We start from the raw sequence: 12,752 nt of genomic DNA on the forward strand, positions 1-12,752 counted from the left end.
TCCATGAGCAGCGAGAACATCTACTCCTTCGATCGCCGACTTCTGGCCCGCATGACCGGGGCGCTCGGCGACGACAAGACCATCGGCAAGATCTGCGCCGATCTCGGCCAGGTCTTCGGCGAGTTCCTGCCGGACCTGCTGCACAGCGAAACCGGGCTCGACCTGACCATCGGCTATGCCGGGTTCGACACGGGCCTGAAGAGCGAGCTGATCCGCAAGCTCGGCGACGGTGTTGCCCTCTCGGATTGCCTGTTGCGCAACTGGTGCAGCGACTTCACGATCAGCTGCGACAGCCCGGCCATCATCGCCATGATGGAAATGCTGCTCGGCTCGCCGGCCGACTCCATCGAGGAGCCGAGGCCGCGCAATCTCTCGGGCATCGAGCTCGACGTGGCGGCGATCGTCTTCGAAAAGGTGGCGGGCGTGCTGAAGTCCGCGGTGAACGCGGCCGGCGGCTTCGAGCCGATCGTCGGCAAGGCCTACAATGCCGAAGGCCGGGCGGCGGCCGACAAGGATGCCGAGGACGTCTATGCGGCCTGCGTCAACATCACCCTCGGCGTCGGGCCGGTCCTGTCGACCTTCTCGATCCTCGTGCCGCAGCAGACGCTCCTGAAAACCACGATCGTGTTTCCCAAGGGCATCGGACAGGCGCGCCGCCAGAAGACCGCCTGGGCCGAACAGGTCGAGCAACAGGTGCGCCGCTCCATGGTCGAGCTGCAGGCGCATATCAAGCTGGAGGCGCTAACGCTCGCGGCGATCACCCAGCTCAAGCCCGGCGACGTCATTCCCTTCCACGATCCGAAGGATGTCCGCGTCGATGTGAAGGCGAACGGTCGCGACCTCTATGTCTGTGAATTCGGACGCTCGGGCGCGCGCTATACCGTGCGGGTCAAGGACACGCACGGCACGGAAGACGAGCTTCTCCAGCATCTCACGCGCTAATCCACGGGTCCCCGCGCCACGACAGGCTTGGGGCAAGTTTCAACTGGAATACTCTCGACATGGCAATCAAGAAAGCACCTCTGACAGAAGACCTGAGCGCGGTCACCGGCGATGCCGAGCTCGACCAGGCGATCGACGACCTGCGCGGCGTTCTGAAGACCGATGCCGAGGGCGGCCTGCCGGAAACCGATTTCGACATGGACTTCGGCGCGGCCCCGGCGGCGGCTCCCGACTTCATGAGCGATTTCGGCGCGATCGGCGAGGACGAGGACCCGTTTGCCGGCAGCTTCGCCGAGCCCGCACCGAGTGTCGCTTCGGCCTTCGGCGAGACGGCGTTCGACGACAGTTTCGCCACGCCCTCCGCGACGGCCGGCGCCACCATGCATGGCAATCTCGATCTGATCATGGACATCCCGATCGATGTGCAGATCGTGCTCGGATCCAGCCGGATGCAGGTTTCCGGCCTGATGGGTCTGACGGAGGGCGCGACGATCGCGCTCGACCGCAAGATCGGCGAGCCGGTCGAGATCATGGTCAACGGCCGGGTCATCGGCCGCGGCGAGATCACGGTTCTCGAGGAAGACGATACCCGGTTCGGCGTGAAGCTGATCGAGATCAACAGCGGCAAGAAGGCCTGAAGGCCTGAGGGCCGGATGAGACGGGTGGAAGGCGGTCATGATGTCCGGCTTTCACCTCCCGCAAGGGCACTGCATTCCTTCCGGCCCATCAGGACCCGGAAGACCACCGCAGCCGAGTAAGAGCGTTTCGGCGTCGTGACTGAGAGCGACGCCGTCCAGGAAGGATCCATGATGGATTACGACGATTTCGAAGCATCGGCGCTCACGCGCCCCCTGACCCAGATGGACAAGGCCGCGGCCGTGCTGTTGAGCATGGGCAAGCCGGTTGCCGGGAAATTGTTGAAATTCTTCACGCAGAGCGAGCTGCAGGGCATCATCGCCTCCGCGCAGACGCTGCGATCCATCGAGCCGCACGAACTTGAAATCCTCGTCAACGAATTCGAAGACCTGTTTACCGAAGGTGCAGGCCTGATGGACAATGCCAAGGCGATCGAGGCCATCCTCGAAGAGGGCCTGACGCCCGACGAGGTCGATGGCCTGCTCGGCCGCCGCACCGCGTTCCAGTCCTACGAGACCAGCATCTGGGACCGGCTGCAGGATGCCGATCCGATCTTCGTCTCGCAGCATCTTGCCAAGGAACATCCCCAGACGATCGCCTACATCCTCTCGATGATGCCCTCCACCTTCGGTGCCAAGGTGCTGCTGCAGCTGCCGGAATCCGGGCGCGGCGACATCATCAACCGGACCGTCAACATGAAGAACGTGGCGCCGAAGGCGGCCGCGATCATCGAGACGCGCGTCATCGAGCTCCTCCGCGAGATGGATTCGGAGCGCAACTCGGTCGGCTCGGTCAAGATCGCCGAAGTCATGAACGAGATGGAAAAGAGCGACGTCGATACCCTGCTCGCCTCGCTCGAAACGATCAGCACGGATTCGGTCAAGAAGGTTCGCCCGAAGATCTTCCTGTTCGACGACATTCTTCTCATGCCGCAGAAGAGCCGCGTGGCCCTGTTCAACGATATCGCCGGCGACATCATCACCATGGCACTGCGCGGTTCGAGCATGGAGATGCGCGAATCCGTTCTCGCCTCGATCGGCGCCCGCCAGCGCCGCATGATCGAGTCGGATCTGAGCTCGGGCGATGCGGGCATCAACCCGCGCGACATCGCGGTTGCGCGCCGCTCGGTCACGCAGGAAGCCATCCGTCTGGCGGCCAGCGGTCAGATCGAGCTGAAGCCGAAGGAAGCCGTCGCCGCCTGAACCGGTCGATAGGCAGAGATCGAAGCCCGCCTGCAACACGCGTTGCGGCGGGCTTTCGCGTTTCGCAATGCGCCTGCCTGCCGACGAGAACCGAGCCTTGCGCGACGGGCCCGCATCGACGGGGCTCTTGCCAGACGGCGCCCTTCAGCCCACAACATCGGCAACACTGCCAGCCGGCCACGACGATCGGCCCCGGCACAGATGCGAGATCGTGAAGGGCCGTTTTCATGTCGGACGATCAGGATAAAGACAGCAAAACCGAATCGCCGTCCGAGAAAAAGATCAGCGATGCCGTCGAGAAGGGGAACGTGCCGTTTTCCCGCGAGGTCACGATGTTCGCCTCGACGCTCGCCATCTACATCTATGTGGTCTTCTTTCTGCCGGACGGGTTCCGCAGCATGTCCGAAGCGCTGAAGGATGTGTTCGAGCAGCCGGACGCCTGGCGAATCACCACGTCAAACGACGCGTCCGCCCTGATTTCAAAACTTCTCTGGGCCTCCGGCGCACTGGTCGTGCCGGTCTTCGTGCTGATGATCGCCTTCGGGGTGGGATCGTCGATCCTGCAGAACCTGCCGAGCCCCGTCTTCGACCGGATCGCTCCGAAGCTCAACCGGATCTCGCCGATGGCCGGCGTAGGCCGGATCTACAGCCTGCCGGGCCTCGTGGAATTTGCGAAGTCCTTCTTCAAGATCGCCGTCATCTCCGGCATCGTCGCGCTGACGCTGTGGGACGATTTCTACGCGACGCTCGATGCGATGTTCTCGGACCCGATCACGATCTTCGAGATCATGGGTCGCGACTTCAACAAGATTATGAACGTCGTTCTCTTTTCGACGGCGGCTATCGCCATCGCCGACTTTTTCTGGACGCGGCATCACTGGCACAGCGAACTGCGCATGACGAAGCAGGAGGTGAAGGAGGAAATGAAGCAGACACAGGGCGATCCAATCGTAAAGGCTCGCTTACGTTCGATCGCACGCGACCGTGCGCGGCGTCGCATGATTTCCTCCGTTCCGCGCGCAACTCTGGTGATCGCGAACCCGACCCACTTTGCCGTGGCGCTACGCTATGTCCGGGAAGAAGGGGACGCTCCGGTCGTCGTTGCCAAGGGGCAGGACCTCGTGGCGCTGCGCATTCGCGCGCTTGCGGAGGAAAACAACATCCCCGTCTTCGAGGACCCGCCTCTCGCACGCTCAATGTTTGCGCAAGTCTCGGTGGATAGTGTCATCCCACCGGTGTTTTACAAGGCGGTCGCCGAACTCATCCACCGGGTCTACGCAACGAAATCGAACCCGACACGGATGAACTGATTGCGATGAAAAAATGCGAATATTCCGAACAGCGCGAAAAGATCGTTGCGGATGCCATCCGTCCGGTCGCGACCGAACTTCGTCTCATCGATGCCGCCGACTTCATCGCGCTGCTGCGCTATGAATCGCATGGCAGTCTCGCCGACCTCGTGTCGTCGGCAGCCGAGCTGTATTTCGTTCCGGGCACGGTCAATTTCGGTATCGGCGGCAATTACATGCTCGACTGGAATCGCAATCCGGAAATCGTGCTCGATCTCGAGCTGAAGCCCGACGGCGTCACGGTCTATGCGCAACTCGCGCTGCGCGACAACTCGGCCGCCATCGAGATCAACCACATCGCCTTCAAGAAGCCGTCCGTCGATCCGGACGAGAACACGGCGTTCCTCGCCCGCAGTCTGGATGCGGCCAAGTTCATCAAATCCTATCCCACCGCGATGGCCAGCTGAACGGGCAGCTCAGCTGATATAGCCGAGGCGGATCGCCTTGGCGATCGCCTGGATACGGTTGACGGAATCGAGCTTGGCGGTGGCCGCCCCCAGATAGGCGTTCACGGTGTGCACCGACAGGCCCATCTTTTCCGCGATCTCTTCGCTGATATAACCGTCACCGGCCATCTGCAGGCAGCCGATCTCGCGTTCGCTCAGCGCCTCGGCCGGCTGAAGGCGGCGCTCGTCGGCGGCAAACAGATCGGTCATCACGTGGCAGCTGCGGCCGTGGAGATCGAGAATGACCTCGCTCGTCAGATCGAGCGACGGCGCCATGAAGGCGACGTAGCCATTGCCCTGCGCGCCGAGGCGAACGGGAAAGGCGATGCCGGCATAGGGCAGCGTTCGCGGCTTCATGCGCAGGACGAAACGGTCGAAATCGATCGTCTCCGCCGTCTGCCGATTGTCGGCACCGTTCCACAGAAGCGGCAGAAGCGAGATGTCGAGATGCTGTTTCATCTCGTCGCCATAGGTCGAGACGACATCGTGCGTCATCTCTTCCGCCGCCGTGCCCCAGTTGTCGAGAACGCAGGTCAGCTTGCGCGAGGCCGGCAAGCCGTTTCCGTTCATTCGGAACACGGCGAAGTTGCGGGCTTCGATATCCTTCTGCATCACCTGCAGACGGGCCACCAGGGTGGCTGCGCGCGAGGCCCGGGTCTGGCGGCCGTTGCGGCTGTCATCGCCGCTTCGACCTCCTGGGATGTAGATGACCATCGGCGTTCCTATACCAGGTTGTTTCGGACCGCGCAGGCAATCGCTTCCGAGCGCGTCTTGGTCGCCGTCTTACGCATGACACTGGTGATGTAGTTGTTGATGGTATTGCGCGAGATGCCGAGAATGAGGGCGATCTCCTCGCTGGTCTTGCCTTCCGCAATCCAGGACAGGCATTCGAGCTCGCGTTCCGTCAGATCGAAATCGCGGTCCGAGCGCAGCGAGGTGTCGCGCGCGAGGCTGGCGAAATAGCCGGTGAGCAGGCCGATATCGCGCAGACCCTCCCGCGACAGGATCAGGTCCTGCGGGAAAAGCAGCATGAGCGACAGCCGCAACCGGCCGATGGAAAAGGTGATGGCGCAATATTCGCGACTGATGCCGCGACCAAGGACGGCCTCTTCGGGAAGCCGCATGAAGACGGGATGCAGCAGCGACAGGCACTTTTCCTGCTCGTTGGTCTTGGCGTGAAGCCCCTGCATCACCTGGCCAAGCCGCTTCACCACATCGAAGGGCCAGTCCGAGACCATGACGAAGTCGAGGCCGCTGTCCTGCGACAGGTCGTACCGCGCGAGAAGATAATGGCTGGCGCCGACATAATCCGTCAGGGCCGCAAGCGCCTTGTTCAGCTGGCCGCGTGCCGCGTAATCGCCGAGCTTTTCGAGAAGCTGGCGCTTTGCAGCGGGATGGGCGGCCGTACCGAGGCAAGCCGGGCCTGCCGGCGACGGCTGGCCCGTGTGAACGGCCGGGCTTGATCCGCCCATCGCCGCTCGCATCGAGGCGACCGGTACCGGTCGACCCGCAATCTCCGTCTGAAGAGCTTCCATGATATTTTCCCCGTGACGGATCCGGTCATGCGATCTGCGCACGCGCACTGCCGGGGCAGCCACACGGCCGGGGATCCGCATTCCCCGGCGAGCACACATCATCATGCGAATCACTGTTAAAACTATACAGGCCCGAACTCAAAAAACTACTGCCAGCTTATCGGGATTTACTTTTTGTTAATAACCTGAAGTGATTCGGAAACGAAGCAGCGCGCCAACGACGGCGACCGTGAACAAACGAGAACACTCACAATATAACATTGTTAACGTTGAATTTTTTTGCTTGCGGTACAGACCCTCGAGGCCGGAGCGGTCGCGAAATCGCATTTTCCAGGGCCTTCGGCAGGCTGAAAATGCGCGCTCAGTGAATCAGGTGTCGAATCGGATTTGTATTTGACGGGATCATGTTGCGCAATTGCACCAAAACGATTTCGAGCACAATAGGGCTCATTCGTAAGCACACACCTAGCAACTTTGACAACTATACCAGTTTTAGAAAGTTATTTTCTTGACGTGACACAATCGATTTCCCCAGGCCCGGAGTCGAGGCGCATTCGCAAGCAAGCAAAGTCGCCTTTCCACATAAAAAAATAACCAAATGGTTAAATAGAGGAATCCCTCATGCGCCGGGGCGACTCCGGCGACACCGGCGGGACACTGGGGAAACGACGGGAAGACTCCGGTCGTCGTCCTCCGTGACCTTTCCAGGCCTATCGACAGCGAGACGAGCCACCACTGTTTCTTTGTCATGCAACTGTCAGGCTCGAACGAAAAAAATCCGCCGAAGGGGCGGATTTTTTCGTCTGGTCCGTTTTTTGGTCTCAGGCTGCTTTTTCTGCGACCCATTTGCGCAGGATCTTGGCAGCGCGCTCCTCGTTGATTTCGACCATGCGGGCCAACCGCCGCTCCGGGCCTTCCTTGACGCGGCGATTGAAGTCGCCGCCGTCTTCGCCGAGGCTGAGCAGGTCGTCGGTGCTGTCGAAGCCGAAATCCGAACCGAAGCCTTCCATAAGGGCCCCGCCTGCAGCACCGCTGGGGGCCGGCGAGAAGTCGGGCAGTTCCAGTCCGACGGCCTCGGTTTCCGTGAGGGTGCCCGGTCCGCCGAAGCCCATGGAGCGGGCCAGAGGGCGCAGGCCCATCCAGACCACGAGCACGGCGACCGTGATGAAGGCGAGTGCGTTGATGATGCCGCCGAGGTTGCGCGTCAGCGTTTCCATGATGCCCGGCCCTTCGATCGGCGTGTCGAGCAGCTGGTTGTTGACGAAGTCCATGGCGGTCAGCGTCACCACGTCGCCGCGGGCCGCGTCGATGCCGACGGCGGAGGCGACGATCTTCTGCATGTCCGCGAGATAGGTGTCGATCTTCGCCTGGTCCGCACCTTCGCCGACCATGGCGGCGATGCGGCCGCGGTTGACGACGACGGCGACGGAGAGCTTTTCGACCTTGTAGCTGTTCTTGGTGGTGGCGACCGTCTTGGAGTTGATCTCGTAGTTGGTCTGCTCTTCCTTCTTCTCGGCCTGATCGTTCGACTGCGGGCCGGCGCCACCGCTCTTGGGGGCTGCCTGCGGCACGTTCTGCTGAACGGTCGTCGCGTTGTCGGCCTGCTGCTGGCTCGATTTCTGCTCTTCCTTGGTCACCCGTGTGGACCGCTCGACGCGGGATTCCGGATCGAACGTGGTTTCCTGAACCTGCTGCGTATCGGTGTTGAGCTGCGCGGTGACGCTGGAGCGGAAGTTGTCGACGCCGAGGAAGGGCGAAAGGGCCTTGTCGATGTTCTTCTCGATCTCGCCCTGGACGGACTGGACGATGGAGAGCGACTGGCTCATCGCACCGTTCTGCGGATCGTCGCCGGAGGCGAGCAGCTGGCCGGCGCTATCGAGAATGGTGACGTCGTCGATCGAGAGGCCGGGGACCGACGAGCCCACGAGATGGCGGATGGAGGCTGCGGCGTTGCGGCCGATGGTGGAGCTTGCGCGGATCATGACGGAGGCGGTCGGCTTCTGCTCGGTCTTGCGGAAGCTGCCGCGGTCGGCCATCACGATGTGGACGCGGGCCGAGGCGATGCCGGAGATCTGCTGGATGGTCCGGGCGATTTCGCCTTCCAGGGCGCGGACCCGGGTGACTTCCTGCATGAACGAGGTCAGGCCAAGCGAGCCGACATTGTCGAAAAGTTCGTAACCGGCATTGGCGCTGTTGGGGAGGCCGCGCTCGGCGAGAAAGAGGCGGGCCTTGCCCGTGGTGCCTACCGGAACCTGGACGCTCTTGCCATCGGAGCCGACATCGAAGGGGATACCGCCTTCGGACAGCGCCATGGTGACCTGGTTCAGGTCTCCCGATTCAAGGTTGACGTAGAGCGTCTCGAAGGCCGGCTTGTTGACATAGAGCCCGGCTGCCAGAACGAGCCCGACCGTGACGAGAGCGGCTGCCGCCAATGCGATCAGCTTGCCCTGCCCCAGGCTCTTCAAATTTTTCGTGACCGACGAAAGTTGTTCTAACAGATTCATTCTGTTTCGCACCCAGTAGCGCACTTCACCGTGCGAGATTGCACGGACGAAGCTTCATTGCGCAGTCCCAACATTGAGGTCCGATCCGGCCGCATCCGGCGAAAACTCTCGCAAATGCGGGCATAGATCCATCTGACCCGTTTGGAGAATAGGATGCGAAGCTTGCGCGAACTTGTCGCTCGCCCTCACGCGTCGCGGTCTTTCGAGAGATTCTAAAATGAAAAAACGCACCTCGGGCCGGAGCCGGAGGTGCGTTTTGCTGCTGTTTTCGGCCTGGAAAGGCCGTTTGGGCGATGGGAGACCGCGTCAGCGCGTCATCGGAAACGCGTGGCGCCCTAGAAGGCTTCGAAGTCGCCGGCGGCTTCCGTCAGCGGCTGCGAGTGGCCGTGGCGCAGGCCGTTTGCAAGCGACTTCTGCATGTCCGCAAGCTTCACGAGGTTCAGCGCCGTCGAGATATCGACCAGCCAGGATCCCGGGAGCGCCGCGGTGATGGTGTCGATGAACTCGGCCAGCCCGCGCGTTTTCTGGACCGCGAGGTCGATGCCCTGAAGCACCTGGATGCGGTGCGCCGCATTGGCCTGAGGGTCGCCGGCGATCTCGCCGAGCATCGGCTCGATCCGCTCGATGAGATAGGCGACGTCGTGCAGCTCCGAGACGACCCGCATCATCACGTCCGGCAGGGCCTCGTCCATGTCGCCGGGGTGCTCTTTTCGCTCGCTCTGCATATGATGTCCCCTGACCGCGCGCCGGTGGGCGCGGTTGCTGATTAAAAAAATTCGATCGAATTGTCGGCGGGCTTGGGAGCCGGAACCGGGCGCTGCTCCTGAGCCACGGTCTTCTGCGTCTCGACGCCGGTCAGGGCGTATTGACGGGCCCGGCCGGTCACTGGCCAGTATTCCAGCTTACGGCCATGCTCGCCGCCCGTGCTTTCGCCGACGATGGGAATGCCTTCGTCCTGCAGGAAGCGGCGGGCGAACAGGGCATTCTGCTCACCGACATTGGAAAAACGTGCAATGGTTTTGGCGCCGCCGAAGATCTTGGCCTCAAGACGGTCGCGCCGCGCGCCTTTCTTGAGAAGTCCGTTGATCAGCAATTCCATGAGATGGACGCCATATCGCGTGGCGTCTCCTCCCGATGACATCGCTTCGGCGGAACCGGGCAGCAGGAAATGGTTGATGCCGCCCACGCCTGCCACGGGATCACGCATGCAGGCCGCCACGCAGGAGCCGAGAATCGTCGAGAGAACCACGTCCGGGTCCGTGACGACCTTGTACTCGCCCTGGATGACATGCACGCGCTTAACCGCAGCGTCTAAGGTCATTTGAGTGCTCCGAATACGGCTTCGATCGCCGCCCGCATCTTTTCGATGGTGAAGGGTTTGGCCAGGACGTTGTTGGCGCCGAGCGCCGCCGCCTTGGTGACAAGCGCCCGGTCGCCCTGCGCCGTCAGCATGATGAAGGCGGCCTTCTTGGTTGCCGGATTGGTGCGCACGGCCTGCAGCAGGCCGAGACCGTCCATCTTCGGCATGTTGAAGTCCGAGATCACGAGATGATGCGGCTGTTGCGCCATGATCTTGGCCCCCTGCTCGCCATCGGCGGCAACGGTGATCTGCTTGAAGCCAAGCTGCTGGAGCGCTTCGCCCAGCAAAAGCCGGCTGGTAACCTGATCGTCGACGATCAGCACTTTGATTTTTTCGGCGATAGACATTTATTCAGTTCCTTCCCTTCGGGTCGCGGCGCATTTCAGAACTTCCTCCCCGATGGAGTTGAGGGGCAGTTGCATTTCGACGGCACCTATCTCGTAGGCCACCCTCGGCATTCCATAGACCACACAGGTCTTTTCATTCTGGCCGAACGTCCGGGCGCCGGCCTGGCGCATCCGCAGGAGGCCGGAGGCGCCATCGCGCCCCATGCCCGTGAGGATGACGCCGATGCCGTTGCGACCGACGAGGTCCGCCACAGAATCGAACAGAACGTCCACGGACGGGCGATGTCCGTTGACGGGCTCCCGGTCGAGCAGCCGGCAGGTCGGTGCCGACGGATTGACCACCTGGAGGTGACGATCGCCTCCCGGAGCGAGGTAGATCTTGCCGATCTCCAGCCTGGCGCCGTCGAAAGCCTCTTCGACCGTCGGGGCGCAAAGCCGGTTGAGACGTTCCGAAAAGCTCTTCGTGAAGGTGACCGGCATATGCTGCGTGATCACCGTCGGCGGGCAGTTCTTCGGGAACTTCTGCAAGACGTTGATCAGGGCCTCCACCCCCCCGGTGGAGGACCCGATGGCGATGATCCGGCGAGCGGCCCGGTAGTCGACCGCCGTGGCATTGGTGTTCGCGGCACTGGGTGCTGCGACCTTGTTGCCGGAGATGATGAACTTGCGTTGCGAGCGCGCCGCCGCCTTCACCTTTTCGGCAAGGTCGGCGAAGGGGTGCAGATCGCCTGGCAGGGGCTTGCCGACGCAGTCGAAGGCGCCGATCTCGAGTGCCGCGACGGAGGCTTCCGCGCCCTTGTGCGTCAGCGTGGAGACCATGATGACGGGCATGGGGCGCAGCCGCATGATCTTCTCGAGGAATTCGAGACCGTTCATGTTCGGCATCTCGATGTCGAGCGTGACGACGTCGGGATTCAGATCCTTGATGGCCTGGCGCGCCTGCATGGCATCGGCCGCCTGACCGACCACGCTGACGGCGGGATCGGCATTCAGGATGGCCGTGATGAGACCGCGCATGGTGGCGCTGTCATCAACGACGAGAACGCGAGCGGGAGCGGTCATGAGCGGCCTCCCGCGTGCTTGCCGGTGTAGCGGTAGGCGGTGATGCCGATATTGTCGAACACGGCCTTGGCGTCGCCGGAGACGCGCTCGGAGTGGCCGATATAAAGATGCCCGCCGCCATCCAGCGTGGTTGCGAAGCGCGACCAGATCTTCATCTGCGTCGGCTCGTCGAAATAGATGACGACGTTGCGGCAGAAGATCACGTCGAAGGGTCCCTTGAACGGCCACTGCGCCATGAGGTTCAGCTCGTTGAAGGTGATGAGCCGCTTGACCTTGTCGTCGATCTGCCACTTCTCGCGGCCGTTGACCGAGGTCTGCGAGAAGAACTGCTTGCGCATCTGCGGCGTGACCGTTTCCAGCGCGTTGAGATCGTAGGCGCCGGCCCGGGCGATCGCGAGAATCTTCGGGTCGATATCGGTCGCCAGGATACGGATGTCGTAATCCGCCGCGTTGGGCAGGACCGCCAGGATGGTGAGCGCGATCGAATAGGGCTCCTGCCCGTCGGAACAGGCGGCAGACCAGATGCGAACGCGGCCGCCGGTCTTGGCACGCGCGATCAGCCCCGGCAGAACCGTGTCGCGCAGATGCTCGAAATGGTGGTTCTCGCGGAAGAAGCGCGTGAAGTTGGTGGTGAGGTGCGAGAGCATGTCCCGTCGCTCGGCGGCACCGGCGGGAGACGAGACGAGGTTGCAGTACTCGCGGAACCCCCCGAGCCCGAGATTGCGGATGTGTTTCGACAGGCGCGAATAGACGAGCGAGGCCTTGGTCTCGTTCAGATAGATGCCGGCATCCGCATAGATCATCGCTGCGATCTCGGAAAGATCGCGGCGCGTCAGCGGGTATTCGCCGCTGGCCAGGCACTCGTCGGGCGACGCTTTCGTGTCGAAGGCGGCCATTCTGCTCATGCGGCTTCGCTTTCGGTGTGAGGGAAGACGGCGTCCAGTTCGATCAGGCAGATCATGCGCTTTTCGATGGCCAGAACGCCGCGGGCAAAGGTTCGCTCGAAGTCGGAACTGACATCGGGCGTCGGCTGTATGTTGTCGTTCGTCACGCTCAGTATGTCGGACACCGCCTCGACCAGCAGCCCGACGATCCTCCGTCCGGACTGAGCGACGATGATGACATGCCGAACGGTGGGTTCGGCCGGGTTCATTCCGAGGCGTGCTGCCAGATCGATGATCGGCAGGACCGCGCCCCGCAGGTTGATGACGCCGAGCATGTAGCCCGGCGTATGGGGCATCGACGTCGCAGGCGTCCAGCCGCGGATCTCGCGCACCGACATGATATCGACGCAGAACTCCTGATCGCCGATCCTGAAGGCGATCAGTTCGCGGGCACCGCTGGTCATGGTGTTTGCGAGCGTCGTCAT

At 62.3% G+C, this 12,752-nt stretch carries 14 protein-coding genes; 5 read left to right on the plus strand and 9 right to left on the minus strand.

What is annotated here, in order from left to right:
* Positions 1 to 3: 3 nt before the first annotated feature.
* The 5 genes from LRX75_RS05400 (at position 4) to LRX75_RS05420 (ending at position 4,536) form a co-directional block, all read left to right on the plus strand.
* Complete coding sequence (locus LRX75_RS05400; protein WP_231812561.1) at positions 4 to 942, plus strand: FliM/FliN family flagellar motor switch protein; 939 nt, start codon at positions 4 to 6, stop codon at positions 940 to 942.
* 59 nt (positions 943 to 1,001) lie between these two features.
* Positions 1,002 to 1,580, plus strand: coding sequence for a flagellar motor switch protein FliN (gene fliN, locus LRX75_RS05405; protein WP_231812563.1), 579 nt, complete (start codon positions 1,002 to 1,004; stop codon positions 1,578 to 1,580).
* Between the two features lie 168 nt (positions 1,581 to 1,748).
* Positions 1,749 to 2,780: a flagellar motor switch protein FliG gene (gene fliG, locus LRX75_RS05410; protein WP_231812565.1), complete on the plus strand. Its 1,032-nt coding sequence runs from the start codon at positions 1,749 to 1,751 to the stop codon at positions 2,778 to 2,780.
* A gap of 227 nt (positions 2,781 to 3,007) precedes the next feature.
* Positions 3,008 to 4,090, plus strand: a complete 1,083-nt coding sequence (flhB, locus tag LRX75_RS05415) for a flagellar biosynthesis protein FlhB (RefSeq protein ID WP_113149168.1) — start codon at positions 3,008 to 3,010, stop codon at positions 4,088 to 4,090.
* Between the two features lie 5 nt (positions 4,091 to 4,095).
* Complete coding sequence (locus LRX75_RS05420) at positions 4,096 to 4,536, plus strand: hypothetical protein (protein ID WP_113149169.1); 441 nt, start codon at positions 4,096 to 4,098, stop codon at positions 4,534 to 4,536.
* A 9-nt stretch (positions 4,537 to 4,545) separates the two neighbouring features.
* Here LRX75_RS05420 and visR read toward each other — a convergent pair whose 3' ends face one another.
* The 9 genes from visR to LRX75_RS05465 form a co-directional block, all read right to left on the minus strand.
* Positions 4,546 to 5,289 (minus strand): transcriptional regulator VisR, encoded by a 744-nt coding sequence (gene visR, locus LRX75_RS05425; protein ID WP_113149170.1) that lies wholly within the window; start codon positions 5,287 to 5,289, stop codon positions 4,546 to 4,548.
* Positions 5,290 to 5,297: 8 nt separating this feature from the next.
* Positions 5,298 to 6,110, minus strand: a complete 813-nt coding sequence (gene visN, locus LRX75_RS05430) for a transcriptional regulator VisN (RefSeq protein WP_231812567.1) — start codon at positions 6,108 to 6,110, stop codon at positions 5,298 to 5,300.
* An 821-nt stretch (positions 6,111 to 6,931) separates the two neighbouring features.
* Positions 6,932 to 8,614 carry a flagellar basal-body MS-ring/collar protein FliF gene (gene fliF, locus LRX75_RS05435; RefSeq protein WP_231812569.1) on the minus strand — a complete coding sequence of 561 codons (1,683 nt, stop codon included), beginning with the start codon at positions 8,612 to 8,614 and terminating at the stop codon, positions 6,932 to 6,934.
* A gap of 335 nt (positions 8,615 to 8,949) precedes the next feature.
* Positions 8,950 to 9,339, minus strand: a complete 390-nt coding sequence (gene cheT / locus LRX75_RS05440; RefSeq protein ID WP_231812571.1) for a chemotaxis protein CheT — start codon at positions 9,337 to 9,339, stop codon at positions 8,950 to 8,952.
* A gap of 41 nt (positions 9,340 to 9,380) precedes the next feature.
* On the minus strand, positions 9,381 to 9,935 hold the full coding sequence (gene cheD, locus LRX75_RS05445; RefSeq protein WP_062470351.1) for a chemoreceptor glutamine deamidase CheD: 555 nt from the start codon (positions 9,933 to 9,935) through the stop codon (positions 9,381 to 9,383).
* Positions 9,932 to 10,321 carry a response regulator gene (locus tag LRX75_RS05450; RefSeq protein WP_062470356.1) on the minus strand — a complete coding sequence of 130 codons (390 nt, stop codon included), beginning with the start codon at positions 10,319 to 10,321 and terminating at the stop codon, positions 9,932 to 9,934. Before LRX75_RS05450 ends, cheD begins: the two co-directional genes overlap by 4 nt.
* Positions 10,322 to 11,383 (minus strand): protein-glutamate methylesterase/protein-glutamine glutaminase, encoded by a 1,062-nt coding sequence (locus LRX75_RS05455; protein ID WP_113149173.1) that lies wholly within the window; start codon positions 11,381 to 11,383, stop codon positions 10,322 to 10,324. It lies immediately after the preceding gene.
* The gene (cheR, locus tag LRX75_RS05460) at positions 11,380 to 12,288 is read right to left on the minus strand and encodes a protein-glutamate O-methyltransferase CheR (protein ID WP_113149174.1); all 909 of its coding nucleotides are present in this window, start codon (positions 12,286 to 12,288) and stop codon (positions 11,380 to 11,382) included. Before cheR ends, LRX75_RS05455 begins: the two co-directional genes overlap by 4 nt.
* Positions 12,285 to 12,752 (minus strand): chemotaxis protein CheW, encoded by a 468-nt coding sequence (locus LRX75_RS05465; protein WP_231812573.1) that lies wholly within the window; start codon positions 12,750 to 12,752, stop codon positions 12,285 to 12,287. The genes cheR and LRX75_RS05465 overlap by 4 nt, the downstream gene beginning before the upstream one ends.

Source organism: Rhizobium quercicola (genome assembly GCF_021168455.1).
Classification (GTDB): Bacteria; Pseudomonadota; Alphaproteobacteria; order Rhizobiales; family Rhizobiaceae; genus Ferranicluibacter; species Ferranicluibacter quercicola.